The sequence below is a fragment of the Dactylosporangium sp. NPDC049742 genome, from assembly GCF_040674675.1.
Classification (GTDB): domain Bacteria; phylum Actinomycetota; class Actinomycetes; order Mycobacteriales; family Micromonosporaceae; genus Dactylosporangium; species Dactylosporangium maewongense.
The window spans coordinates 49,850-76,000 of record NZ_JBFANF010000015.1; the positions used below are offsets into that span (position 1 = coordinate 49,850).

At 73.1% G+C, this 26,151-nt stretch carries 21 protein-coding genes; 4 read left to right on the forward strand and 17 right to left on the reverse strand.

Going from position 1 to position 26,151, the window contains the following annotated elements:
- Nucleotides 1-25: 25 nt before the first annotated feature.
- From AB0J72_RS20455 to AB0J72_RS20515, 13 genes are all read right to left on the reverse strand, one after another.
- The gene (locus tag AB0J72_RS20455) at nt 26-892 is read right to left on the reverse strand and encodes a maleylpyruvate isomerase N-terminal domain-containing protein (RefSeq protein WP_363400889.1); all 867 of its coding nucleotides are present in this window, start codon (nt 890-892) and stop codon (nt 26-28) included.
- 71 nt (nt 893-963) lie between these two features.
- Complete coding sequence (locus AB0J72_RS20460) at nt 964-1,902, reverse strand: hypothetical protein (protein WP_363400891.1); 939 nt, start codon at nt 1,900-1,902, stop codon at nt 964-966.
- Nucleotides 1,903-1,979: 77 nt separating this feature from the next.
- Nucleotides 1,980-2,981 (reverse strand): enediyne biosynthesis protein, encoded by a 1,002-nt coding sequence (locus tag AB0J72_RS20465; RefSeq protein WP_363400893.1) that lies wholly within the window; start codon nt 2,979-2,981, stop codon nt 1,980-1,982.
- Nucleotides 2,978-4,954 (reverse strand): CRTAC1 family protein, encoded by a 1,977-nt coding sequence (locus AB0J72_RS20470; protein ID WP_363400895.1) that lies wholly within the window; start codon nt 4,952-4,954, stop codon nt 2,978-2,980. Before AB0J72_RS20470 ends, AB0J72_RS20465 begins: the two co-directional genes overlap by 4 nt.
- Nucleotides 4,955-5,252: 298 nt before the next feature.
- Nucleotides 5,253-6,599, reverse strand: coding sequence for a cytochrome P450 (locus AB0J72_RS20475; protein WP_363401097.1), 1,347 nt, complete (start codon nt 6,597-6,599; stop codon nt 5,253-5,255).
- 20 nt (nt 6,600-6,619) lie between these two features.
- Nucleotides 6,620-7,159 carry a flavin reductase family protein gene (locus AB0J72_RS20480; RefSeq protein ID WP_344508702.1) on the reverse strand — a complete coding sequence of 180 codons (540 nt, stop codon included), beginning with the start codon at nt 7,157-7,159 and terminating at the stop codon, nt 6,620-6,622.
- A gap of 25 nt (nt 7,160-7,184) precedes the next feature.
- Complete coding sequence (locus AB0J72_RS20485) at nt 7,185-7,622, reverse strand: acyl-CoA thioesterase (protein WP_360565902.1); 438 nt, start codon at nt 7,620-7,622, stop codon at nt 7,185-7,187.
- A complete protein-coding gene (locus AB0J72_RS20490) occupies nt 7,622-13,453 on the reverse strand; it encodes a type I polyketide synthase (RefSeq protein WP_363400898.1) in 5,832 nt (1,943 codons plus the stop codon). Before AB0J72_RS20490 ends, AB0J72_RS20485 begins: the two co-directional genes overlap by 1 nt.
- A 6-nt stretch (nt 13,454-13,459) precedes the next feature.
- A complete protein-coding gene (locus AB0J72_RS20495) occupies nt 13,460-14,431 on the reverse strand; it encodes a DUF1702 family protein (protein WP_363400900.1) in 972 nt (323 codons plus the stop codon).
- A gap of 111 nt (nt 14,432-14,542) precedes the next feature.
- The gene (locus AB0J72_RS20500) at nt 14,543-15,535 is read right to left on the reverse strand and encodes a DUF1702 family protein (RefSeq protein WP_363400902.1); all 993 of its coding nucleotides are present in this window, start codon (nt 15,533-15,535) and stop codon (nt 14,543-14,545) included.
- Nucleotides 15,536-15,588: 53 nt separating this feature from the next.
- Complete coding sequence (locus AB0J72_RS20505) at nt 15,589-16,164, reverse strand: copper resistance protein CopC (protein WP_363400904.1); 576 nt, start codon at nt 16,162-16,164, stop codon at nt 15,589-15,591.
- A 2-nt stretch (nt 16,165-16,166) separates the two neighbouring features.
- Nucleotides 16,167-16,733 carry a hypothetical protein gene (locus tag AB0J72_RS20510; RefSeq protein WP_363400906.1) on the reverse strand — a complete coding sequence of 189 codons (567 nt, stop codon included), beginning with the start codon at nt 16,731-16,733 and terminating at the stop codon, nt 16,167-16,169.
- Nucleotides 16,691-17,839, reverse strand: a complete 1,149-nt coding sequence (locus AB0J72_RS20515; RefSeq protein ID WP_363400908.1) for a carboxymuconolactone decarboxylase — start codon at nt 17,837-17,839, stop codon at nt 16,691-16,693. The genes AB0J72_RS20510 and AB0J72_RS20515 overlap by 43 nt, the downstream gene beginning before the upstream one ends.
- A gap of 285 nt (nt 17,840-18,124) precedes the next feature.
- On the opposite strand from AB0J72_RS20515, the gene AB0J72_RS20520 reads away from it, so the two are divergent.
- The 3 genes from AB0J72_RS20520 to AB0J72_RS20530 all read left to right on the forward strand — a co-directional run bounded on the left by AB0J72_RS20520 (nt 18,125) and on the right by AB0J72_RS20530 (nt 21,412).
- Nucleotides 18,125-18,655, forward strand: coding sequence for a DUF5987 family protein (locus tag AB0J72_RS20520; protein WP_363401099.1), 531 nt, complete (start codon nt 18,125-18,127; stop codon nt 18,653-18,655).
- Complete coding sequence (locus AB0J72_RS20525) at nt 18,652-20,289, forward strand: GMC family oxidoreductase (protein WP_363400910.1); 1,638 nt, start codon at nt 18,652-18,654, stop codon at nt 20,287-20,289. The genes AB0J72_RS20520 and AB0J72_RS20525 overlap by 4 nt, the downstream gene beginning before the upstream one ends.
- Before the next feature lie 124 nt (nt 20,290-20,413).
- Nucleotides 20,414-21,412, forward strand: a complete 999-nt coding sequence (locus AB0J72_RS20530; RefSeq protein WP_363400912.1) for a carboxymuconolactone decarboxylase family protein — start codon at nt 20,414-20,416, stop codon at nt 21,410-21,412.
- Between the two features lie 57 nt (nt 21,413-21,469).
- On the opposite strand, the gene AB0J72_RS20535 is transcribed toward AB0J72_RS20530, so the two are convergent.
- The 3 genes from AB0J72_RS20535 to AB0J72_RS20545 all read right to left on the reverse strand — a co-directional run bounded on the left by AB0J72_RS20535 (nt 21,470) and on the right by AB0J72_RS20545 (nt 23,951).
- A complete protein-coding gene (locus tag AB0J72_RS20535; RefSeq protein ID WP_344508720.1) occupies nt 21,470-21,919 on the reverse strand; it encodes an SCP2 sterol-binding domain-containing protein in 450 nt (149 codons plus the stop codon).
- A 103-nt stretch (nt 21,920-22,022) separates the two neighbouring features.
- Nucleotides 22,023-22,970, reverse strand: a complete 948-nt coding sequence (locus AB0J72_RS20540) for an acyltransferase domain-containing protein (RefSeq protein WP_363400915.1) — start codon at nt 22,968-22,970, stop codon at nt 22,023-22,025.
- A 21-nt stretch (nt 22,971-22,991) separates the two neighbouring features.
- The gene (locus tag AB0J72_RS20545) at nt 22,992-23,951 is read right to left on the reverse strand and encodes an SDR family oxidoreductase (protein ID WP_363400917.1); all 960 of its coding nucleotides are present in this window, start codon (nt 23,949-23,951) and stop codon (nt 22,992-22,994) included.
- Nucleotides 23,952-24,036: 85 nt separating this feature from the next.
- On the opposite strand from AB0J72_RS20545, the gene AB0J72_RS20550 reads away from it, so the two are divergent.
- Nucleotides 24,037-24,888 carry a helix-turn-helix transcriptional regulator gene (locus AB0J72_RS20550; protein WP_363400919.1) on the forward strand — a complete coding sequence of 284 codons (852 nt, stop codon included), beginning with the start codon at nt 24,037-24,039 and terminating at the stop codon, nt 24,886-24,888.
- Nucleotides 24,889-24,904: 16 nt separating this feature from the next.
- Here the strand turns inward: AB0J72_RS20550 and AB0J72_RS20555 are convergent, their stop codons facing one another.
- On the reverse strand, nt 24,905-26,107 hold the full coding sequence (locus AB0J72_RS20555) for a sensor histidine kinase (RefSeq protein ID WP_363400921.1): 1,203 nt from the start codon (nt 26,105-26,107) through the stop codon (nt 24,905-24,907).
- Nucleotides 26,108-26,151 lie beyond the last annotated feature (44 nt).

Below are 26,151 nucleotides of genomic sequence, written 5' to 3' on the forward strand. Positions count from 1 at the left end.
TTCCGCTGCTGTGCGGACCTGGGCCTCACGGTTTGGCGTTGTTCGGCATGTGTACGACGCGCAGGAACGACCGCAGCCGCCACGGACGCGGTCCGCCGACCACCACGTCCCGGCCGGCGGCGGCGCGCAGGGCGCTGATGCGGCCGAAGAGCATGAGGTTGAAGCGCGCCGGGCGGAAGGTGAGGCTGACGTCGTAGGGGTCGCCGGGCGGCGCCACGCTGACTCGGCCCTCGTGCAGCTGCAGGATGGCCGTCGGGGTGTGCACCGAGCGGAACTCGACGGCGATGCGGTGCCGGGGCATGCGGACCGACTCGTTGAGCAGCGCGCCGTACGAGTTGCGGATCATGTCGACGAGGAACAGCTCGAAGAAAAGGGCGGCGTCGGCGTCGGGCATCGGCCACGGCAGCCGGGCCGCGCGCGCCATGTCCCAGCCGTGCACCAGCATCTCGTTGACGAGGTGGGCGAGCACGCCGGCGACGGTGACCTGGGCGTCGCCCAGCCACGTGACGGTCGAGGCCGGGTCGGCGTCGCGGGTGACGAGCAGGATGCGCTCGATCGCGGTGCGCAGCTCGCGCGTGACGACCCTCGGGTCGCGCTCGGTGAGGTGGCGCATGACGTGGGAGTTGGTGTCCGCCACGGTGTCCACGTTAGTGCCGGAGAGCAGCTCGCGCAGGCCCGGCACGGGCGGCGGCGGCGCATCGGGGTCCAGCAGCAGCAGGCACAGCTTGGCGATGGACAGCACGTGGGCGGCGGAGTCGGCGATGGACCACTCCGCGGTCGCCATCGCCGCGGGGTCGGGAGCCCAGTTGACCAGCGACTCGAAGCGCCGGCCCGTGTCCGTGACGGCGGCGCGGGTCTGCTGCCAGCGGTCCTGGAGCACGACGACGGTCATGGGTCACCATCCGCGGAAGTCGTATTCGGGGCCGCGGACGCGACCCCGAGTGCACGAAGGAACGTGAGAGGTCAGGCGTTGTACCACATGGTGGGGAACCATCCGATGCCGAACATCGCCGGCAGGCGGACGTCCCAGTACACGACGTTGAACACGCCGAGCGCGACGAGCAGGCTGCCCGTCACCACGGCGGCCCGCCGCGGGCTCGCGCCGAGCCACGACAGGAAGCGCCCCCGGGTGAGGAGCACGACGACGGCGAATACGGCCGCGACGAAGACGACGTTGCCCACCGACTGCAGCACGAAGGCGAGCGAGCCGTAGAGCGGGTTGTCGGTGTCCGCCGCGTAGTGGAAGAGCTTGTTGAACAACGGGTACGGCCGGCCGATGAGGAAGCCGCCGACGAGGCCGCCGAGGACGACGACGCGGGCGGTGGGCCGGTCGCGGAACAGGTCCGGCAGGACGCCGAGCGCGGCCAGGCCCAGGTAGATCAGGGCGAGACCGATGAGGCCGAAGACGACCGAGGACTGCAGGAGCCGGACCGGCACGTCGCCGACCTTGTCGGTGGACAGCTGCGGCAGCCGGTCGCCGAGCAGGACCCCGACGAAGCCGTACACCGCCGACACCGCCACCATGCCGACGGTGAGCCACCCGAGCGGGCGCAGCAGCCGCCGCAGCGGGCCGCCGCGCTGGCCGGCGCCGGCCTGTGACAGCGGGCCGACGGACGCCGCCATCGCGATGTTGCAGGCGGTGAAGGTGCCGGCGAGCCCGGACACGAACGCGAAGACCAGGCCGGCGGTGGTGCCGGCGATGGCGGTCTTCTTCGCGTCGTGGCCGAGCAGGTTGTTGGCGACGTTGTCGCCGATGACCGAGTCGACGAACTCGTAGGACCAGAGCACCGCCAGCGCGATGCCGGCCAGGATGCTGAACAGGACGACCCGGCCGTTGCGGGCGCGTCGGAGAGCGAGGTGCGGGCCCGGCGTGACGCCGGTCCGCAGCTGGGTGGATGTCACGTACCCTCCACTGTGGACGACAAGGAACGCGGCCGGCGCGGGGACGCCGTTGTCCCCGCGCCGACCGGCGTGGTGCCTCAGGTGGTGATGACGGTCGTCCGGCGGTCCTTCAGCCACTTCGCCCACCAGAACAGGCCGCGGGCGGCACAGACGATGGTGACGGCGAAGAACAGCGTGTAGACCACGTTGGCCAGCAGCAGCGCGCCGTAGACGAACGCGACGCTGGAGCCGAACATGAACTGCGCCTTGCCCGACGTCGGGGTGGTGCCCGGGTCGGTGATCATGTAGTTGGTGAAGAGGATGAACGCGACGCCCGTCATCGGGCCGAGCGCCGCCCACAGCGCGACGTCCCACACGTAGTGCCGGATCAGCGCCTGGATGACGAACGCGCCGACCCAGCCGACGATGAGCGCGACCCGCTTGGTCAGCAGCGAGTTGAGGATCGTGCCCGCGGTGAGGATGACGGTCGGCACCACGATGCGGATCACGTCCGGGACGTGCTCGGTGAAGTGGTACGGCGGCGCCACGTTGACCCAGCCGAACAGCACCAGCGTGACGGTGATGCCGAAGTTCGACGGGTTCATGAAGTGCCGCAGCCGGCCCTTGATCGGGGCGCGGAACAGCACCTTCTGCCCGACGGCCACGACGACGGCGAAGGCGATCGGCCAGTACACGTCGTTGGCGTACAGCAGCATGTTCGCCGCGAGCGCGGTGATGTGCGACGGCAGCAGGAACGTGTACAGGCCCCAGCCGCCGTGGCCGGAGTAGCCGGGGGCGCGCCGCTCCGCCTTCGCCGCGATCCACTCCACGACGAGCTCCGTCGAGTAGCCGATGGCGAGGGAGAACAGCGGCCACGTCCACGGCTGCTCGAAGCCGAGCACGGTGTAGCCGAGGATGTTGAAGATGCTCATGGAGATCGCGAAGTTGCGCAGTGCGAGATACCGCGGGTCGCGCCCGTCGATGCGCGGTGGCGCGCCCGACGGGGTCGACACCGTCACCGTCGCCTTGGTGGGAACCGCTACGGCCGGTGAGACCGGCGCCTCGGTCGGGAGCTTGACGCGGGGCTGCACGTCGGTCATGACGGCTGCACCTCCTGGGCTTGCGTGGTCAACATGAGGGTGTGCTGGCCGGGGCTCAGCTGCAGCGTCTGCATGTGCATGGCACCGGTGTTGTCGAGCCAGCACACCTCGGCCGAGACCGGCTTGCCCTGGTTGGCGCCGAGCCCGAAGTGCTGCTGGAAGCCGCGCTTGCCGGAGTGCCCGCCGCCGCCGTCGAGCTGCGACACCTGGGTGCGGCCGTCGGCGGTGGTGACGCGCACCTGGGCGCCGTAGGCGGGCGCGCCGGGCAGGCCACCGGTCGCGGAGACGCCACCGGTCGCCGGGCGGTACAGGTTGAGGCTGAGGTACTCGCCGCTGCCGGCCTTGGTGTTGCGGTAGTAGGACGGGGCGCCCCACTGCCGGGCGATGGCGAAGTCCTGGGCGCCGTCGCCGTCGACGTCGGCGACCGCGACGCCGCGGCTCGGGATGTCGGACGTCATGCCGAGCTCTTTGGCGACGTTGACGTAGCGGCCGTTGGGCTCCTTGGCCCAGAACGCGAACGGCTGCGAGCCGGCGATGTCGTCACCGGGCTTCGCGTTCGGCCACATCTGCGGCTCCTGCAGCAGCAGGTCGTTGGTCATCGCCAGCTCCTGCAGCCACGACCAGCGGTTGATCTGGCCCTTGACGAAGCCGGTGGTCTGCACCAGCGACAGCCGGCCGCTGTTGTCGAAGTCGGCGGCCTTGGCGTCCCAGCCCCAGCCGACCCAGGCGATGTTCGCCGAGGCGGCCTTGTTCTCGAACGGCGCCCGGCCGTCCTTGAGCGCCGTGGCGGCCTTCGCCGGGTTCGCCGCGGTGTTCTGGTAGTAGAGGTTGCTCTCCTCCAGCCCCCAGCTGGTGGTGATGTTGCTGATGAACATGTCGAACTGCCCGTCGCCGGACAGGTCGCTGAACTCGATCGACATGCCCTTGAAGGAGTCGTGCCCGACGACGAGGGACTTCGGCGTGAAGGCGCCGCGCTCCCCCTCGACGAGGGCGAACTTGATCTGCCCCGGGGTGGAGACGTTGCGGAAGAAGCGGTCCCGGCCGAAGTCGTTGGCGAGGTACAGCTCCGGGCGCAGGTCGCCGTCCAGGTCCGCGGAGCCGGCCCCGAGCGTCCAGCCGGTCGCGGCCGACGGCGGGATCGCCTTCTGCTCCACGTACGTGACGCTGGGCTCGTCGCCGCTGCTGGCGGCCTCCCAGTGCAGCACGTGCGCGCCGCCGGCGTTCTCCGCCCGCGACATCGAGTGGTTCATCTGCACGTTGGGGTCACCCTGCGGGTCGAGCACCTGGGTGTCGGGGAAGTAGTTGAACACGCCGATGTCCACGTGGCCGTCGCCGTCGAAGTCGGCGACGTTCACCGCGTTGGTGTTCCACAGCGGGCCGCCGTAGCCGCCGGCCGCGGTGTTCGACGCGGCGACCAGCTCGGTGGGCCGGAACGCGGCCATCTCCAGCGTGGTGGCACCGGGCTTGTGCATGTACAGCACCGGCGTGCGGCCCCAGTAGTAGACGAGCAGGTCGGTCCAGCCGTCGGCGTTGTAGTCGCCGGGCACGCAGCCCATCGGCGCCATCGTGGCGCTGGTCGGCAGCGGCGCCGGGTTCAGCACGAACGGCGCGTAGGTCGCCCCGCCCTGCGGCGCCGGCGTGACGATCGCCGAGTCGCTGCGGGTGTCGACGAGACACAGGTCGTTGGACCGGCCGTTGCCGTCGATGTCGTTGACCGCGACGGCGGCGCCGACCGAGGAGATCCAGGCCCTGATGTGCTCGTACTTCGGGTTGACCTGACGCACCGTGTGCTGCGGCAGGCCCGGCGGCAGCGCGATCTGCAGCTCGGTGAACGCGTATCGGTTGGCGATGGCGTTGCGTGTCGCCGCCGACGCCTCGGGCAGCTGGGCCGCCACGTACAACGCGGCGACGAGCACCAGGACGAAGGCGCCTGGGATGAGCCGGCGCAGGACGCCGACAGGTTGCGGTGGCACAGTTCCCCCTTGAGGTCGACGGCATGTCGCCCGCGGATGCGCGGCCGGACACCTGCCTGATTGACCGGCGGAGATCCCGCAGGCTGGTCGAGGACCGCCGCTCCCGCGGCTCGATCCATCGAACTATCGCTATCGTTGCGGCGGGCCGCAGCAAAGTCTTCTCGGCAAATGCTCAACGGCGTTCGTCGATCTCTCGCCCTAGCCACGCCCTAGTGGGACGCTATCGGCGCACCCCTTGCGCACAGCGAAACGCCCGCCGGAGCAACAGCTCCGGCGGGCGTCCACATTGGACACTCGGTCAGCGGACGGCGGTCACCGTCATCGGCAGGCCGCCGCGGATGCGCAGCGACAGCATCGGCTCGGGGACCACCCGGTGGCCGGGCACCTTCTCCAGCTTCAGGTCCCGGCACAGCAGCGCGAGCACGAACGCCGCCTCCATCATGCCGAGGTGGTTGCCGACGCAGAACCGCGGCCCGGCGCCGAACGGGATGTACGCGTACCGGGGCCGCTCCGCCGTGCCGGTCGGGCGCTGCGGGTCGAACCGCTCCGGGTCGAAGCGCTCCGGCTCCGGCCAGAAGTCCGGGTGCCGGTGCAGCGTGAACGGGGACACGAGCACGTCGGCGCCGGCCGGCACCCGGTAGCCGCCGACCTCGTCGGCCGCGAGGGCCTTGCGCGGCAGCAGCCACACCGGCGGGTAGAGCCGCATGACCTCCTCGAGGACCATCGAGGTGTACCGCAGCTGGTGCAGGTCCTCGAAGACCGGCAGCCGGTCGCCGAGCACCGCGACGGCCTCCTCGCGCAGCCGCTGCCGCACCTCCGGGTGCTCGCCGATGAGGTACAGCGCCCAGCTGAGCGTGCTAGCGGTCGTCTCGTGCCCGGCGAGCAGCAGCGTGACGAGCTCGTCGCGCAGCCGCTCGCGGCCGACGGCCGGGTCCGGCTCGGCGTCAGCCGAGACGATGAGCCGCGACAGCACGTCGTCGCGGTCCTCGGTGCGGGCCCGCCGGCCGCCGACCAGCTCGTCGACGATCGCCTCCAGGCTCCGGCGGGCCCGGCGGAAGCGCAGCTGCCGGGGCAGCGGCACCCAGGTCGGCACCGCGCTGAGCGTCTCCAGCTCGAACATCGCCTGGTCCTGCACGGCGGCGAACGAGTCACCGATCCCGCCGAACCGGCTGAGGTCGGCGTCCAGCAGCGTCCGGCCGAGCACGCCGAGGGTCAGCGTGGTCATCTCCTCCGGGACGTTGACCGGACCGGTCCCGGCCCGCCGGCGCAGCCGCTCGACGAGCTTGGCACCCTCCTCCGCGACCGCCCCGGCCTGCGCCGCGATCCGCCGGCTCTGGAACGCCGGCTGGATCACCTTGCGCTGCTTGCGCCACAGCTCGCCCTCGCTGGTGAGCAGGCCGTCGCCGAGCGCCCGGCGGGCATGGACCAGGCCGATGCCCTTCTGGTAGTTGCCGGCGTTGTCGGCGAGCACGTGCTTGGCGTGGTCGGGGTGGTTGAAGAAGTACAGCGTCTTGTGCCCGACCGCGAGCCGGGACGCGTCGCCGTAGTCCTTCGCCGCGTCGGTCATCATGCCGATCCGGTCGCGGGTCATCTTCACGAGCATGCCCATCGCGGTGATCCGCGGGCTGCTGGGCGGATCCAGCAGCCGGGGGCGGTCGAGCGTCGTCACGTCGTCACCTCGGTGCGCTCCTGGCTCAGGTGGTGGAACTTGCCGGAGTGGAACAGCAGCGCCTCGTCGTCGACGCTGCGGTGCATCGACAGGACCTTGCCGATGAAGATGGTGTGGTCCCCGCCGTCGTACGTGCGCCACAGCTCGCACTCGAAGTGGGCCAGGGCGCCGCCGACGAGCGGCGCCCCCGTGTTCGGTGCCGGCGCCCAGTCGACGACGTCGAACTGCTGCCAGCCCAGCGGCCGGCGGCGGTCGGCGAAGTACCGGGCCAGGCTCTCCTGCTCCGAGGAGAGCACCGACACGGCGAACGCGCCGACCTCGCCGAGCGTGCCGTGCATGACCGCCTGCCGCCCGACGCAGATCGACACCAGCGGCGGGTCGAGCGACACCGGGGTGAAGGAGTTGGCGGTCATGCCGTGCGGTGTGCTGCCGCCGACGGTCACCACGGTGACGCCGGTGGCGAACGCCCCCAGGGCCCGCCGCAACGATTTCGGATCGGTCACCGCGTTGAGCGGCGGCCTTGGCTGGACGTCCACGCGCACCTCCTGCTCGCGCAGGCCCTCAGACCCGGGCCATCGACGTGTACGGCTCCAGCGCCCGGGCGAGCGCCTCCGGCACACGGGCCGGCACCGTCCTGGTGTTCGGCCCGCGCATGCAGGCCACCCGCTGACCGCCCCGGGCGACGAGCAGCTCGCCGCCGTCGCCGACCCGCACGTAGTCGAAGCTGAACTCGATCTGGGTCTGCGCCAGCTCCACCAGCCGCATCCGGATCGACAGCTCGTCGAACGCGGTGATCTCGGCGAAGAACTCGCAGCCGACCCGCAGCGTGAAGAGCTTCAGGTCGTCCTGCAGGTCCGCGAGGACCTCGGGCGCCTTCGTCTTGAGGAACAGCTCCCGGCAGCGGCCCTGCCAGCGCAGGTAGTTGACGTAGTACACGTTGCCGACGAGGTTGGTCTCCTCGAAGCCGACCGTGTGCTGGTACTCGAAGTACGACTCCATCACTGCTCCCCTCCGGTCAGGACCGCGAAGACGACCTGCCCGTCGACGCCGCGCACGGTTGTGGCGAAGGTCGCCACGCACGCGTCCCCGGCCGAGTAGACGACCCAGCCGGCCCGCGACGACGGCATCAGGCTCAGCGGCCCGAGGGTCGAGCGGCCCGCCTTCTGCACGCACTCCACGGCCGCCCACACCCGCGTCGCCGCGGTGTCGGCGTCCTCGCCGGTCAGGTCGGCGGCGAGGTCCGCCAGCCCGGCGTGCTGGCCGAGCAGCCCACGCCACTCCTGCGTCGTGCGGGCGGTGACCGCCTCGAGGTCGCAGCCGAGCACGCCGGTGGCGGCGGTGCAGAGCGTCAGCCCCGCGCCGTGCGCCGCGGAGACCGTGCGCGGGTCGTCGACCTCCGGCTTGCCGTCGGGCCGGTACCGCACCTCGACGGCGCGGCCGAAGACCCGCCCGGCGGCGAGTGCGGTGCGGGCCCGCCGCTGCTCGACGTGCTCCTCACCGGTGTCGGGACCGTCCGGCTCGACCGCGACCGCGACCCTGGTGCCGACCAGGTCCTCGAGGGTGCGCTCCAGGTAGGAGCCCAGCAGCGGCGCCACCCACGGTCCCCGGCCGTCCAGCTTGCGCACGGCCCGCAGGTGCAGGCCGTCCCACCGCTCGACCACGGTGCCGGCGGCGTCGCGCAGCGCGATGTCGTAGATGTACAGGTCGCCGTCGTGGCTGCGCTCGGTGGCGCAGTACCGCAGCCCGGTCGCCGACGTGAGCCCCTCCCCCGCCGGGTAGATGCGCTCCACGCCCGCCGGCAGCAGGGTCGCGTCGGGGACGCAGACCTGGTTGCCGTGCATGAGCGCGTCCCGCACGCCGGGGTCGCCGAGCAGCAGGCGGTCCGGCAGGTACCCGGCGAACCACCGGGTGTCCGGGTCGGCGGCCAGGTCGGCGTCGACATCGCGGGCGGCGACCCGGTGGTAGGAGCGCAGCCGCTGGAACCGGCCGCCCTGGAACAGCACCCCGTCGTAGAGCTCGGTGCGCGGGTCCAGCGGCACCGCCGGCATGGCGTCGGCCTGCACGGGCGGGCCGTCGGGGGCCTCGCCGCGATCCAGCCGCAGCCTCGCCCGGAAGTGCTCGGCGGCGAACTGCGTCTCGGCGCTGCGGATGACGACCTCGACGGTGTCGTCGGCGGTGACGACCGCGGCGACCCGGATGACCGTGCTGCCGTCCGGCGGCACCACGATCGGCCGCAGGAAGCGCGCGTCCTCGATGACGGGCCCGCCCTCGTTGCCGGTGACGGCGGCCGCGACCTGGGCCATCGCCTCCATGCCGAACACCGCCGGGAAGAGCAGGTTGCCGTCGAGGAGGTGGTCGGCGAGGTACAGGTCGCTGCCGGCGCTCAGCTCCGTCTCGCAGACCAGCTCGACGCCGTGGTAGCGCACCAGCGGCCGGTCCACGAAGCGCAGCAGCGGCAGCTCCGGCTTGTCGTAGCGGACCGTGTCGATGCCCGTCGTACGGCCGCTGATGACGACGACCGACGGGGCCTCCGGGTCGGCGAGGAGCCGGCGCAGGATGGCGATGCCCTGATCGGGGGTGACGGGGACGACGCCCTCGCGGGTCAGCGACTCCACCACCGACAGGCGCTCGCCCATGCCGACGCCGGACCACACCGACCACTCCATGCAGATGCTGCGGCAGTTCGGGAAGTCCCGGCCGGTCTGCACGGTGAGGTCGGCGAGCCACTCGTTGGCGGTGGCGTAATGCGCCTCGCCGCGCAGGCCGGCCCGGCCGATGATGCTGCCGAGCGTCACCAGCAGCTTCAGCCCGGACGGGTCGACCGCGTCGAGGACCGCGCGCAGCCCGTCGATCTTCGGGGCGAACGTGCGCCGGAACGCGGCCATGTCGAGGCTGGTCACCGAGGCGGGCTCGTTGCGCCCGGCGCCGTGCAGCACGGCGGTGACCGGGCCCAGCTCCGCGGTGAGCCCGGCGACGGCCCGGCGGACCGCGGCGGCGTCGGTGACGTCGGCCTGCGCGTACCGGACGGTGATGCCGTGCTCGGTCATGCGGCGCAGGTTCGCCGACAGCTCCGCGTCCTGCGCCGGGTCGGACCGGCCGAGCAGGGCCAGCGCGGCCCCGCTGTCGCTGGCCATGGCGAGGGCGCACTCGGCGGTGATGCCCTTGCCGCCGCCGGTGACGAGCAGCACGTCGGTGCGCGCGAGGGGCACGTGCGTGATGGCCGGCTCGACCGGCATCGCCCGCAGCGTCGGCACCCGCCGCACGCCGCCGAGGTCGTAGTACGCCTCCGCGAAGCCGTTCGTCGCGGCGACCTCGGCGACGACCCAGCCGACCGCGGTGGGGACCGCCGGCACGTGCACGACCGTCGTGGTGAGGTGCGGCGCCTCCAGCCGGACCGTCTTGGCCAGGCCGGCCGCGCCGCGGCCGTGCTGCACGAGCACGAACCGCTTGGCCGTGCCCTGACCCTGGTCCCGGCCGGTCACCGCCGCCTTGGCGCCGTGCAGCGCGAGCTGCAGCTGCTCCTCGGTGCACTGCTCGGGCAGGCAGACCAGCAACCCGGCGCCGACCCCGGCGCGCTCCAGCTCGCGGCGCAGCGGCTCGGCGAGCGGGTTGCCGGCGTCGGCGTAGACCTGCCAGGCGCCGTTGTCCTGCCGCGCGGTGCGCGGCGGCAGCGGCAGCTCGTCGAGGTCCAGCGACCACGGCCGGGCCCACGGTGCCGCACCGGCGACCTGGGCGGCCGCGGACGCGGCGCCGTCGCCGTGCTGGGCGGTCGCGGCGAGCGTGTCGAGCGCCTCGGCCAGCTCCTCGATGGTCGCGGTGGCGAGGTTCGTCGGCAGCTGCGCCACCGGCAGGTTCATCTGCTGGGCGACCTGGTTGAGCACCTGGCCGACGGTGATCGAGCTCAGGTGCAGGTCGTCCAGCAGGCGGCTGCTCGTGCCGACCAGCTCGATCGGCAGCTCGGCCCGGTCGGCGGCGAAGCGCCGCAGCAGCTCGACGCTGGTCTCCGCCGGCCGGTCCTCGGGGGCCCGCACGTCGCCGCCGGCCGGCGTGACCGGCTCGGCCGCCGGCTGCGGCACCACCGTGAGGGCGGCCCTGCGGCGGACCACCGGCGCGGTCGGCGCCTGCTCGCAGGGGCTGGCGAAGAACGAGAACGTCGCGCCGACCGAGACCGGCCGGATGAGCCGGCCGTGGAACAGCGCGCTGTCGACCGGTGCGGCGCCCACGATGTACGCGGCCGCGACGGCCCGCAGCACGCCCGCGAGGGACTCGTCGTCGGTGTCCAGTGCCACGGTCGGCACGTCGGTCACCGACGCCGCCAGGTGGCTGAGCACCCGGCCGGGACCGACCTCGATGAACAGGTCGATGTCCTTGGCGGCCAGCTCGACCGCCTGGTTGAACAGCACCGGGTCGGTGATCTGGCGGTGCAGCAGCGTGGCGACGTCGGTGTCGCGGGTGAGCACGTCGCCGGTGACGGTGGAGACGACCCGCCGGCCGACCGGGGAGAAGTCCTCCTCGGCCAGGGCGGCGCCGAACGCCGCCGCGGCCGGGGCGACCAGCGGGGAGTGGAAGGCGTGCGACACGTGCAGCCGGGACCACTGCACGGCGGCGGCCGCGGCCCGCTCGCAGACGGTCTGCACCGCGTCGACCGGCCCGGCGACGACGGTCTGGTTGGGCCCGTTGTAGCCGGCGATGACGACCGGCAGCCCGGCGACGAGGGTCTCGACGGCCTCCGGCCCGGCGGCGATGCCGGCCATCGTGCCCGACGCGCTGTGCTGCGACATGGTGCGCCCGCGCAGGGCGGCGACGCGCAGCAGCGCCGCCTCGTCCATCACGCCGGCCCACTGCAGGGCGGCGAGCTCGCCGAGGCTGTGCCCGACGGCGACGGTCGCCTCGATGCCCAGCGTCGACATGACCCGCAGGCCGGCCATCGAGCCGGTGACGATGCGCGGCTGGGCCACCTCGGTGGCGACGACGTCGCCGGTCACCGGCAGCGCCGCGTCGACGTACACCTCCTCCGCCTCGGCGAACCGGCGGCGCAGTGCCCCGCCGGAGACGCCGCGGCCGGAGCCCTGGCCGGGGAACAGGAACCCGATCTTGCCGGGCCCGCTGGCGTGGCCGAGGAAGCTGCGGCCGTCGGCGGCGAAGTGGGTGGTCTCCCCCGCGTCGAGGATCTCGCACAGCCGGCGCAGGCTCTGCACGGCGTTGTCGGGCGAGGAGGCGATGACGGCGGCGCGGTAGGGCAGGTCGCGCAGCCCGTTGTGCAGCGTGGCGGACAGGTCCGACAGCTGCGCGTAGGAGAGCTTCGGCACGAAGTGCACGAGCTCGTCGAGCTTCTCCCGCAGCTCCTGCGCGGTGGCCGCGTCGGCCAGCAGCAGCTCGACGTCCTGCAGCGAGGACGCGAGCGCCTTGGTGCGGCTGTCCAGCGGCACCCGGCGGCGCGGCGCGGTGTTCTCCAGCACGATGTGGGTGTTGATCCCGCCGAAGCCCATGGCGGTGACGCCGACGCGCACCGGCGTCTCCCGCGGCCACGCCTCGGCCTTGCGCAGCACCCGCAGGGCGGGCGCGTCGCCGGTGAGCACCTCGTGCGGGTCGCGGGTGCCGATCGCCGGGGGCAGCACCTGGTGGTACGCGGCCAGGGACGCCTTGATGAGCCCGGCGACGCCGGCGGCGGCCTTGGTGTGGCCGATCATGCCCTTGATCGAGCTGATCGCGGCCGGCGTGCCGTCCGGGTCCGCCTCGCGGCGGGCCTCCGACAGGGCGGTGAGCTCGGTGGCGTCGCCGACCTTCGTGCCGGTGCCGTGCCCCTCGAACAGCGCGACGGTCTCGATGCCGAAGCCGGCCCGCTCGTACGCGCGGCGCAGGGCCAGCTTGTAGCCGTTGGCCTCCGGCCGGGTCATGCCGCCCTTGCCGTCGGAGGAGATGCCCCAGCCGGCGATGGACGCGTAGATGCGGTGCCCGGCGGCGACCGCCTCCGGCTCGCGCATGAGCACGACCATGCCGCAGCCCTCGCCGGGCCAGAAGCCGTTGGAGCCGCGGTCGTAGACGCGCATCTCGCCGGTGGCGAGCGCGCCCGTCTTGGCGAAGCCGATGATCTCGAACGGGTCGATGGACAGGTCGACGCCGCCGGCGACGGCGACGTCGGCCTCGCCGTCGATGAGCGCCTTGCACGCGGTCGCGACGGACAGCAGCGACGAGGAGCAGGCCCCGTCGACGGTGTACCCGCCGCCCTTGAGGTCGAAGTGGTTGCAGATCCGGCCGGCGATCGTGTTGGACAGCGCGCCGGCGAGGGTGTCCTCGTCGATCTCCGGGAACGGCGACTTGTACGCGTCCTCGAAGTCGGCCAGGAAGTTCTGCAGCTGGTCGTCGTCCCAGTCCTGGGCCTTGAGCGCGGCGGTCACCATGCGGCTCACGTACGGCCAGCGCAGCCGCATCTGGTTGGCACGGGCGAACTCGCCGGTGAGGCTGTTGCCGACGATGACGGCGGTGCGCTCGCGCGGCAGGCCCTCCGCCATCGGGAAGCCGGCGTCGGCGAGCGCGAGCGCGGCGATGTCCAGGGCGAGCCAGTGGGTGAGGTCGGTCGCGCGGTACGTGCTGCCGGCGATCTTGTAGGCGATCCGGTCGAACTCGTAGCCGTCGATGACGGCGGCGAGCCGGGCGTAGAAGCGGTCCCGGGCCTTGGGGTCGGCGTCGAAGTAGTCGTCCAGCCGCATGCGTTCGTCGGGCAGCTGGCGGAACGCGCGGCGCCCCGCGAGCGCGTTCTCCCACAGCTCCCGGGGCGACGTGGCGTCCGGGTATCGGCACGCCATGCCCACCACGGCGATGTTGGTCATGTCAGGTCACCTTTCCGTGGCCGGCACGAGCGCGTGCTTGATGCGCTGCCGCCAGATCTCGTAGGCGGGGATCTCGTCGTCGAAGGGCAGCCCGATGAGCGCCTCGTCGGTCACCTTGGCCGCGGCGGCGGCGGACTGCTCGCAGAACACCCTGGTCGCCACCTCGTTGTGGGTCACGACGAGCCCGGCCCGGAGGCGGGCGGCGGCCGCGAACGCCGAGCCCTGCGCCACGTCCGGGGCGTACTGGCCGGCGGCGTCGCGGAACCAGGTCAGCTCGGCCTCGTCGGCGCCGCCGGCGTACGTGGCGGCCAGGCCGGCCCCGGCGTACAGGTCGGCGCGGCGGCGCTCGTCGAACTTGTCGAACGCGGCGACGACGCGCCGCGGGTCGGTGCCGCACACGAACCAGGTGGCCCGTCCGACCCCCTGGTCGGTGGCGCGGGCGGCGTACCAGGACGGCCCGTCCGACGGCCACGGGAAGGACTCGTCCTGGTAGCACTCGTGCACGTAGCGCTGGGTCTTGAAGTAGGCCTGGTGGAAGCCGTAGCCGTCCAGCACCAGCCAGCGCAGCAGCGGGTCCGGCGCGTGCAGCGTGTTCCAGCGGAACTTCGGGATCCGGGCCATCGCCCAGCCGACGCCGACGTACGCCATGTAGATGTGGTCGTCGGCGGGGCCGGCGAGGAAGTCCTCGACGTGCCGGCGACCGCCGACGGGCAGCCCGTCGCGGACGGCGAAGGCCATGGCCGCGCCCTCGTAGGCGAAGCCGCGGTAGGCGTGCGGGATGTCGGCGAGCCGCGCGTCCGCCTCGGCCGGCTGCCCGACCTCGGCGGCGATCGCGTACCCGGCGAGGAACTGACGGCCGACGTTCTCCAGCCGGTCGCGCGCCTCGGCGTTCTTCACGTGAAAGCCCCGGACATCCATTTTGGTTTCCGAGACGTTTGGCGTCAGGACGCGCCGGCGGAGAGATTGAAACATCGTCATTTCGGGTTCCCCCAGATAGACCGTTTCAACAAATTGTCGTCGGCCTATATAGGTGACGTCATCTCCGCCATTGCGACCGTTGCATTCCCTGAACGCGGCGAGTGCCGGTTCCTACCGGACGGACGCGGCCGGCACGGCGACGGCCTCACGGATCTTGCGCCGCCACGCCTCGTAGTCCAGCTCCCCCTCGACGGTGGTGCCGCCCACCGCCACGTCGTCGGCGAGCTCCGCGGCCCGGGCGACGGTCAGGTCGGTCAGCGCCGCCACCGCCACCGCGGTGTGCTCGGGCTCGAAGCCGGAGAAGACGCGGGCCTTGGCCGCGAAGACCGAGCCCTGCGCGACGTGGGTCCAGTGCTCCCCCGCCTCACGGCGCAGCGCGGCGAGCCCGGCCGCGTCGCTGCCGCCGGCGAACGTCGCCGCCAGCCCGACGCCGCTCCACAGGTCGGCCTGCCGGTCGGCGGCGAAGCGGCCCACCGCGGCCGCGACGCCGGGCACCTGCCCGCCGTGGATGAACCACAGCGCCCGGCCGATGCCCTGGTCGCAGGCGCGCTGGAAGTAGTCGGCGCGGCCCTGCCACGGGTACACCGCCAGGCGCTCCTGCCGGTCCACCCACCGTCCGGTCTGGAAGTAGGCGCGGTCGAAGCCGTAGCCGTCGACGGCGAGCCAACTCATCGTCGGGTAGTACGGGGTGCCGGTGAGGTCCGGCAGGATCTTCTTCCACAGCGGGCGCGGCAACCGGGCCATGGCGAAGCCGATGCCGATGTAGGTCAGGAACGTGTGCGGCACCGCCGGCCCGGACAGCAGGTCACGGGCCCGGTGGCCGCGGCCGCCGGCCATCGCGTCGAGCACCGTGACCGCCATCGTCGCGCCCTCGTAGGCGAAGCCGCGCATCTCCGGCTCCACCAGCTCCAGCCGCTGGACCAGCTCCGCCTGCGTCCTGGTGTCGATGCCCCACTCGAAGCCGACGAGGACCGCCTGCGGGATCGCCTCGAGCCGGCGGGTCGCGTCGGTCGGCTCGACCGGGAACCCCCGCTGCGCGAAGGAGACCTCCTTGAACGACGGCGTCAGCACCAGGCGCCGCAGGGAACCGAGTGTGCTCGGCATGGTCGTGCCTCCTCAAACCTGGATCGATCCGGCCGGAGGCGGGCGCCTCGGCCTCAGGGACGTCGCAACCGGCGTCCCAGGCGCAGCAGCACCGCGAACGCGAGCGCGAGCAGCAGCACCGCGTCGACGGCGAGCAGCGCCATGTTCATCGGGTCGTCGCTGATGTGCTGGTGCCCGGCCGTCGCCGCGGCGGCGGGGTCGTCGCCGCCGACGGGCGCGGCGGCCACGCCGACGCCGAAGCGGGTCACCGCGGACAGCTCCGCGCCGCCGGCCAGCCGCACGTGGTACGCGACGAGATACGTGCCGCCGGTCAGCTCGACGGGCACGGTGAGGATGTTGCCGTCCAGCCGGGCGGGGCCGGTGGTCACCGGCACCCCGCCTTCGGTGGCGACGGCCAGGTGGTAGTCGTACGTCGCGAGCTCACCGGTGAACGTCGCGGTCACCGCGGTCGGTGCGGTGGTCACGGTCGCGCCGTCGGCGGGGTCCATCGTGGACAGCCGGCCCGGCGCCGGCTCCGCCAGCAACGCGAAGGCCAGGACCGCGGCGGCGACCGCCCCGACCACCCAGGCGACCGGGGAGCGCAGGGCCGAGCGGAGCCCGCGGGCGCGGGCCCCGCTCGACGTCGTCATGGTCATACGGCGCCGGCCGCGACCAGCGGCCTGGCGCAGTTGCACGGTGCCGCCTGGGCCTCCGCGCGGTTCGGGCGCATGTGCAGGATGACAGCGACCACCATCGGCAGGAAGACGACGGTGTTGTAGAACAGGTGCAGCTCCACCCGCGGGAACACCGTCTGCAGCACGCTCGTGGGCACCGCCGCTCCGAACAGGAAGTGCCCGGTCTGCGCCTGCAGGAACAGCAGCAGGTGCTCGATGTGGTGCCAGAACTGGATCGCGAGGGCGATCGTCCACCAGGTTCGGGCCCGGCCGGTGAACGCCCCCCGCAGCGCGAACAGCGCCACCAGCATCACCAGCGCGTAGCCGTAGTGCAGCCACTCGCTCTTCACCAGCCACGGGTAGGCCAGCCCCAGCACGCCGCGCGACTCCTTCAGCGGCCAGTTCAGCACCCAGATCTGGTACGCCTGCGCCAGGTGCTCGGCCCAGTGCGCCAGGACCACCACCATGAACACGTTCAACCCGACCCGGTGGAAACGGCCGTTCAGGCCGCCCGGCCGTCCCTGTGCCAGCTCGACTTTCGCCACTTCGACTCCTCTACATTGCCGGTGGTGCTCACAAACGGCGCCGCCACGGCGCGGGCCGCCGCCATCCGGTTGCCGATCAGCCGCGACGCGGCGAAGGCGGACCACGCGACGGCGTCCACGAGCGCGGCGTCGGCGGGCTCGACCCGGCGGAACTCGGCGACCGTGCCCTCGTCGACCTGGTAGGACGACAGCGCCGTCAGCAGCGCCAGCCGGCCGGCGGGCCGCTCGTGCGCCGGCAGGTCCGCGATCAGGTCCTCGCACCACGCCGTGCTCAGGCCGGTGTCCTCGCCGCGCCACGCGTCCAGGCGGTCCAGGACCAGCCGGCGCACCGAAAGGGGCAGGGACCGGGCGCCGGCGAACTCGAATGCCTGGTAGGAGCGGGCGATCGCGCCGGCGATGTCCCGGTTGGCGCCGGCCCAGGCCGCGTCGACCGGCATCGGCGCGGGGCCGAGCAGCCCGACGGACCGGCCGCCCTCGCGCGGCGTGCGCAGGGTCGGGCGCAGCAGCCGGCTGATGCCCTGCTTCATCCGCCGCCGCGAGCGGGGCCCGAGGCCCGGCGGCAGCAGGAAGTTGGAGAGGAACACGTTCACCATGCGGCTCACGTAGTGGAAGGCCACGACGACGCCGAGCAGCTCGGCCCGTTCGGCGCCGCTCAGCCCCACCGGCTCCGGTGCGGCGTCGTCGAGCTGGTGCCCGGTGCGGGCCCATGCGGTCACCGCGCGCAGCTCGGGGTCGAGCATCGCCTCGACCCGGTCGCCGGCGACCGCCTCCGCGTCGTGCTCGCCGGTCAGGTCGTACATGCCGACGCTGTGCATCTCCACGCAGTAGGGGCAGATGTTGGCGACCGCGACGGCGGCGGCGACCGCCTCCTTCGCGTCGCGGCCGACGGTGGGCCCGGCGAGCGGCTCGCGGGTGAGCATCCAGTAGGCGGCGAGCAGGTCCGGCGACGGCGAGTGCAGCTGCGCCGGCGGGACCACGAGCCGCATCTCGTCGGCGACCTGCGCGTAGACCTGCGCCACCACGCCGGAGGCCGCCGGTAACGACACCGGCGTCACGTACCTGACCTGTCGCTGGATCACCGAGGAAGCCACCCGACTGATGACCACGACCGCCTCCCGTCGTCGTCCATGGGGCGGCACCGCTCGCAGCCACCCCGCTGGTGGGCCACATTAGCGACGCGACAATGCCGCTGGACATAGCCGAACATCGACGTGACACAAACAGCGCATGATTGAAGAACAGTCAATTCCGCAGCACGGCCGGAGATGCATTTCCGCGGCGTGGACGGGCAGGATGCGGCTAACTCTTCTCGCCTTATGTCAGGAGTTGCCGTGCAATCCGACACCACTGCCGCAAGTGTGTCCGATGTGGACATCGAGCCGCTCCAGGCGATGACCATCGAGGCATACGCGGACACCATCATCCCCGGGGAGCGGCGCTCTCCGGACGACCGGGTGTGCGCGGGTGCGGCACCCGGCGGCGGTGCGGTCGCCGCCGGCGCGCTGGAGCTGCTGACGTGGTCCGCCGGTGGGCTCGCCGAGCAGCTCGGCACGTTCGCCTTCCTGCTCGACATGCACGCCACCGAGTACGCCGCCGAACACGACCTGACCCTCGACGACGACGTCCCGCCGTTCGTGGCGCTGGACTTCGAGCACCGCACCGCGCTCGTGCGGCGGCTCACCGACCCCGACCACCCGGAGAAGCAGATCTGGGTCGGGCTGGCGCTGTTCAGCAACATGGCCTACGACAGCGCCGCGCACATGAACACCACCGACGCGCTCGCGGCGGGCCACCCCGGCCTGCTCGCGATCGGCTACGCGACCCCGGAAGCCGACGGGCTGTGGCGGTTCCCGCGGTTCTCCTACGGCCGCCAGCTGGCCCCCATCCACCCGAACACGACCCCGACCGGGAGCCCGGCATGACGTACGTGGAATCAACCGACGTCCTGGTGATCGGCAGCGGCTTCGGCGGCGCGATCACCGCCTACCACCTCGCCGCCGGCGGCGCGAAGGTGGTCGTGCTGGAGCGCGGCCCGTGGCTGGAGGCCGACGAGTTCGAACACGACTTCAAGCTCGGCTCGTCCTACACGCGGGCGTTCGACTTCGTCGTCGGCGACGGGATGAGCATCCTCGGCGGCAACTGCGTCGGCGGCGGCAGCGTCGTCTACTTCGCCACGATGCCCCGCGCGCCGCGGTTCGTCTTCGAGCGCCACGGCAGCATCGGCCGCCGGATGTGGCCGGCCGCGATCACCCGCGACACCCTCGACCCGTGGTACGACGTGGTCAGCGAGGCCCTGCCGATCACGCCGCAGCGGTGGGAGCAGATCCCCTACGCCGGCGGCCTGTTCGCCGCCGCGTGCGCGCACTCCGGGCGCACCGCCAACCCGTCGCCGTCCGCCGTCGACGTCAGCATGTGCACCAACTGCAACTGGATGATGGCCGGCTGCCGCTTCGACGCGAAGCGCTCCCTGCTGCTCAACTACCTGCCGGGCGCGATCGCCCACGGCGCGCAGATCCGCCCGCTGCACGAGGTGCAGCGGCTGACCCGGCACGACGACGGCTCCTACCGGGTGCACTACCGCATCGTCGACGACGAGGACTACCGGATCCTGCACGACGAGGGCGCGATCGACGCGAAGATCGTCATCGTCGCCGCCGGCTCCGGCGCCACCCCGGTGATCCTCCAGCGCTCCGAGGCCGACCTGGGCACCATGCCGCACGCGGTCGGGCGGTACTTCTCCGGCAACGGCGAACGGCTCAACACCGCGATCTTCAACGAGGACCGGGTCCGTGACGTGCTCGGCCTGGACCGCGGCGACGGGGTGCCCTACGAGGCGTACCAGATCGGCCGCGGCCCCACCGTCGCCAGCTGGGACAAGCTCGACGGCTCGCTGCCGGAGTACGAGCGCTACTCGCTGGAGCAGCTGTACTTCCCGCCCGGCCTCGGCACGATCCTGGCGCAGGTCAAGGACCCGTCCGCGGCCAGCTGGTTCGGCGTGGAGAAGAAGGAGATGCTGCGGACCTGGAAGTCGTGGCTGACCATCTTCACGATGTCCGAGGACGACAACGAGGGCGTGTTCGGCCCGCCGCCGGAGACCGGCAACGCCCACCGGATGTCGCAGCAGATGCTCGGCCACGGCCCGCTTTCCTACAAGCCGACGAAGAACACCTGGCGCGGCTGGGACCTGTCCGACGCCGACGTCAAGGACATCCTGGAGCGCGACGGGCTGGCGACGGTGACGCCGTGGACCAACGACCTCATCGGCGCCTACACCGTGCACCCGCTCGCGTCGTGCCGCATCGGCGACGACCCGGCGACGTCCGCCCTCGACGATTCCCACGAGCTGCGCGGCCACCCCGGCATCTTCGTGACCGACGGCTCCGCGGTCCCCGGGGCGCTGACGGTCAACCCGGCGCTGACCATCTCGGCCCTCGCCGAGCGCGCGGTGCCCGGCATCGTCAAGGCGCTGCAGGCCCGCGGCGTCGCCGTCACCTACGGCGCGCCGTCGCCCACCGGCCAGTCCTTCGCCCGGCGGCCCGTGCTGAACCGGTCCTAGCCCCCTCCGGCCACTGGAGCCCGCCGGACCACTTTCCGGCGGGCTCCTTTTCACCCCTGTGAGGCTTCCCGTGTCCCTGTTCACCCGTGTGGCCGGTCGCATCGCGCTGCCCCACATCGGTCGCGTGACACCCGTCGAGCCGTCGTCCGCGACCGGTCTCGTCGGTCAGGTGTACCGCCAGGTCGAACGCGACTTCGGCATGCTCGCCCCGCCGGTCGCGCTGCACTCGCCGGCGCCCCCGGTGCTCGCCGCCGCCTGGACGATGCTGCGCGAGACGCTGCTCGTGACCGGCACCGTGCCCCGCGCGACGAAGGAGGCGGTCGCCGCGGCGGTCTCGGCGGCCAACGCGTGCCCCTACTGCGTCGAGATCCACGGCGCCGCCCTCACCGGCCTCGGCGGCGGACCCGACGCCCAGGCGATCACCGCCGGCCGGCTCGACGACGTCGCCGACCCGCGGCTGCGCGCGATCGCCGGCTGGGCCCGCGACCCGGTCCTCCGCGGCGCGGCGCCGTTCCCCGCCGAGCAGCTGCCGGAGCTCGGCGGCGTCGCGGTCGTCTTCCACTACATCAACCGGATGGTCAGCGTCTTCCTGCGGCCCTCGCCGCTGCCGCCGCTGCCCGCCTTCACCCGCCGCGGCACGCTGTGGGTCGCCGGGCGGATGATGGGCGCCTTCGCCCGCCGCGAGGCATCTCCCGGCCCGTCGCTGGACCTGCTGCCGCCCGCCCCCGTGCCGCCGGACCTGGCGTGGGCCGGGCAGACCCGCATCGCCGACGCGTTCGCCCGGGCCGGCGCGGCCGTCGAGGAGGCGGCCGTCCCCGTGGTGCCGGAGCGCATCCGGTACCTGCTGCTGACGCGGCTGTCCGAGTGGGACGGCAGCCCGCCGGGCGTCTCGGCGTCGTGGGCGGACGCGGCCCTCGCGGGCGTGCCCGACGACGAGGTGGCCGTGGGCCGGCTCGTCCTGCTGACCGCGCAGTCGGCCTACCAGGTCGGCGACCGCGCCGTCGGCGCGTTCCGCGACCGCGACCCGCGCGACGCGTCGCTGGTGGCTGCGGTCTCCTGGGCGGCGCTCACCGCGGCCCGCTGCATCGGTGCGCGCCTGCCCGACGGCGCACCGGCCGTCTGACACGAAAGACCGGCGGCGCTGTGCATCATGCGCCGCCGGTGCCGGTCGTGCCGTGGCTCAGGCCTTGGGCACGTCGAACAGGTTGGGCACCCGGGCGGTGAACGCGATGTCGCCCTTGGCCTTCATCTTGCCGAGCATGAACAGCGCGATCGGGCTCGCGTTGCCCGTCACCATCTTCAGGAAGTCGACGGCGCCGATGCTGAGCTCCAGCGTCGGCGTGCGGTCCGGCCCGGGCGACAGCGTGCAGGTGCGGTCGGCGATGACGAGCTCGTAGGTGTCGGCGCCACCGTCCGGCCGGTCTCCGACCTTCCAGTGCAGCACCGCGTTGGCCGAGCCGGCGCGGTCGGCGCGGAACACGCCGGGCATCCGCACGAACACCTCGTCGAGCACGGCCCGGCGCTGCTCGCCGGTCATGAGCCGGCGCAGGTCCCCGGCGGAGCTGCGCTTCACCACCTGGGCGAACTCCGCCTGCGGGAGCGTTGCCGGGTTGACGTCGGGCACGGTCATGGCTATCCCCTTCCACCACCCGCCGCATCAAGCCGATGCAAGGCGGCTCTGCCCAGCACCCTAGACATCGACGCCCGCCACCACGTCTCCATCCGTGCGGGCTTTACCGCAGCGGGAAGCGCCCCTTGCGCCACTGGAAGTGCCCGCCGGCCTCGAAGTGCTCGACGACGGCGCGCTGCAGCGCGGTCCCCCGCGGCAGCCGGTCCAGCGGCGTGGTCAGGGTCCGGAACACGAACCGCCGCACCTCGACGTCGGGGTCGATCCCTTCCGCCTCCTCGTACGGCTCCAGCTCGAACCGGCGCTGGAACCGCACGATGTTGGAGTCCTCCGGCAGGTACTCCAGCAGCTGCGGGTCCAGCAGCCACGACCCGCAGGCGAACTCCGTGTATGCCTCGTCGGGGAAGTGCACGGGGAAGAACGCGCGCGCCTCGGCGAGGGACGCGTCGATCGCCGCCGGCGTCAGCGGGCCGGAGTCGGGCACGTGCAGGTCGATCGCGCCCACGCCGCGCTGGTGCTGCAGCCGCCCCAGCTCGTAGACGCCGCCCCGCCAGTGCAGGCTCAGCCATGCCTGCATGACCGGCCAGCCCTCGCCCCGCATCCGCCGGTCGACCGCCAGGTTGCGCCCGAGGTCCGCGAGCGTCGCCCACGACACCTCCTCGGCGACGCCGTGCTCGCGGTGGTACCCCATGACGGCGTCCACCAGCGCCAGGTAGACGTACACGTAGAGATGCCGCCACGCCGGGCCCCGGTCGCGCGGCAGCTCCGGCCCGGGCACCAGCCAGCCGTACCCGCCGAGGTCCGCGCGCACGAGCGCGGCCGAGCGGTCGAGCAGCCACCGCAGCTCGTCCGTCCACAGTGGAGAGCCGGGATCCGGCCACCCCGCCATGATCTCGGCGGCGTCGTCCGGCCCCACCCCGAGCCGCTCCAGCATCGCGGGCGCGGCACCCTTGGCGGGCAACGCCGCCGGTGCGGGGTCCCCGGCCAGGCCGTGCACCCGCGCGATCTCCTCAGCACCCACCCCGAGCCGGGCGGCGATGTCGTCCAGATCCACGCGGACGACCCTACCTGGCAGCTACCTGCCGGACGGGGACACCGCCGCCGGGAACGTGACGCGGGCGAGACGCTCCGACATCTCCCAGACGCGGGCGGCGTCGGCCTCGCCGCGGAGGCGGGGGTAGACCGGCTGCTCGGCGGGGGCGCCGGACAGGTGCTGGAACCCGCTCGGGCCGTAGAGGCGGCCGCCGCCCGCGTCCGGGGAGGTCGCCGCGTACAGGGCGGGCAGCAGCGCGGACCCGACGGTGCCGAAGAGGATCCCGTGGCGGCCGAGCGCGCGGATGAGACGCCCGCCCGCGGTGGCGCGGGCCCGGCCGACCTCGGGCCGCGCCTGCAGCAGGCTGGTGGCGGCGACGCCCGGGTGGGCGAGGTTGCTGGTGATGCCCCAGCCGCCGGCCCGGCTGCGCCGGTCCAGCTCGAGGCCGAACAGGCCGAACGCGATCTTCGACTGGCTGTAGGCCCGCATCCCGTCGTAGGTGCGTTCCCAGTTCAGGTCGTCCCAGTTGATGGCGTTCTGGTTCGCGGCGATGCTGATCTGCGAGGTCACCCGGGCGTGGCCGGCGCGCAGCAGCGGCAGCAGGTGGCCGACGAGCGCGACGTGACCGAGGTGGTTGGTGCCGAACTGCAGCTCGAAGCCGTCTGCGGTGGTCTGCCGCCGCGGCGGCGTCATCACGCCCGCGTTGTTGACGAGGATGTGGATCGGGCGGCCGTCGGCGCGCAGGGCGGCGCCGAGCGCGGCGACGGAGGCGAGCGACGACAGGTCGAGCTCGCGCAGCGACAGGGCGGCGTCCGGATGGTGCTGCCTGATCGTCGCCACCGCGGCCTCGCCCTTGCGGCGGTTGCGCACGGGCATGACGACCTCGGCGCCGGCGGCGGCGAGCCGGGCGGCCAGGCCGAGCCCGACGCCGTCGCTCGCGCCCGTGACGACGGCGAGCCGTCCGTTGAGACTGGGAACGGTGATGTCCGGTTTGCGGGTCATGTCCCCACTGTGCGCGTGCTCCGCGGCCGTATCCACGGCCTCTCAATCCCAGGCTCCGCCGCGGCGACGGTGGTAGAACCGAGAGATGATCGACCGTGCCGGGCTCGCCGGGTTCCTGCGTCGGCGCCGCGAGTCACTGCAGCCCGAGGACGTCGGCCTGCCGCGCGGGCAGCGCCGCCGGACCGCCGGCCTGCGCCGCGAGGAGGTCGCGACGCTCTGCCACATCTCCGCCGACTACTACAGCCGGCTGGAGCGGGAGCGCGGGCCGCACCCGTCCGAGCAGATGATCGCCTCGATCGCGCAGGGCCTGCACCTGTCGCTCGACGAGCGCGACCACCTCTTCCGGCTCGCCGGTCACCGGCCGCCGGTGCGGGGCACCACCAGCGCCCACATCAGCCCCGGCCTGCTGCGCATCCTCGACCGGCTCGCCGACACCCCGGCCGAGGTGGTCACCGAGGTCGGCGAGACCCTGCGGCAGACCCCGCTCGGCGTCGCGCTCACCGGCGACCTGACCCGCTACACCGGCCCGGCCCGCAGTATCGGCTACCGCTGGTTCACCGACCCCGCGTGCCGCGCCCTGTACCACCCGGACGACCACGCGCTGCACTCCCGCGTCTTCGCCTCCGGGCTCCGCGCGAGGGTCACGCTGCGCGGGCCCGACTCGTACGCCGCCCACCTCCAGCGGCTCCTGCTGGAGCGGAGCGAGGAGTTCCGGGCCGTCTGGGACGAGCACGAGATCGGCGTCAACTACAGCCACGTCAAGCGCTTCATCCACCCGGAGGTCGGCCTCCTCGAGCTGACGTGCCAGGCGCTGCTCGACCCCGACCAGTCGCACTCCCTGCTGGTCTACACCGCGGTCCCCGGCAGCGAGAGCCACGAGAAGCTCCAGCTGCTCGCCGTCATCGGCGCCCACCAGGTCGTCGGCACCGACGCGTGACGAGGGGCGGGCCAGGTCATGACCGGACCGGGACCGGCAGGGTCAGCTGGACCATGTACCCGCCCTCCGGGCGCGGGCCGGTCGACAGCGTGCCGCCGTAGAGCCGGACGCGTTCGCGCATGCCGAGCAGGCCGTACCCGGGCTCCGGCCACGACTGCTCCACGACGCCCCGGCCGTCGTCCACGATGCGGGCCGACACGGCGCCGGGGCGGTGCTCGACGGTCACCGTCGCCGTGGCGGGGCCCGCGTGCTTGAGCACGTTCGTCAAGGACTCCTGGATCACCCGGTACACGCAGAGGTCCAGGTGCGCGGGCAGCGGCGGCACCGGGTCCGCGGTGCGCACCTCGACCTCGACCGGCAGCCCGGTGGCCCGGACCCGGTCTACCAGGTCCCCGATCCTCGCCAGTCCCGGCACGAGGGCGCCGAACCGGCCGGCGTCCTCCTCGTCCGCGCCGACGCGCAGCACCATGAGCAGGCGCCGCATCTCCTGCTGCGCCTCCCGCCCGGCACCGGCGATGGTGTCCAGCGCGGTCCGCGCCGTGGGCGGGTCGGAGGCGAACACGTAGCGGGCCAGGCCGACCTGCACCGAGATCACGGACATGTGGTGCGCGACGACGTCGTGCAGCTCGCGGGCGATCCGGACGCGCTCCTCGGCGACCGCGTGCCGGGCCCGGTCCCGCTGCTCCTGGCGCAGCCGCGCGGTCAGCACGGCGAGCTGCCGGTTGCGGTCGGCGAGGGCCCGGGCCCCGCCGCCGAGCACCCAGACCCCGGCCAGCACCAGCAGCGGCTGGATGACGACGACCAGCGGCGGCAGGGCGGGCGCCTTGACGCCGCTGAAGCCCACGACGGCGGCGGTGACCACCGAACCGGCGACGGCCCACCGGCCGGGCCGCAGCACCACGACCGTGTACAGGCCGAGGACCGGCCCCCACCACAGGAGCGAGGGCGGGTAGCCCAGCTGGAGGTAGCCGGTGTACCCCGCGCAGGTCGCCAGCAGCGCGGACATCGGCCACCGCCGGCGCGCCGCGAGCGGCAGGCAGGTCAGGCAGCCCATCAGGGCGGCGAGCCCGTCGAACGGGCGCCAGTCCGCCGGCTGGTACGCCAGGCCGGCCAGGCAGGTCGCCACGGTCACGCCGGACGCGAACAGGGCGTCGACCACGGGCGTCGACAGCCCGCCGAACCGGTCGGCCGGCGTCGACCCGGGCATCGACTTCCGCATCGACGCAGATTAGCGGCACGGACCCGCGTTGCCGTCAACCTCGC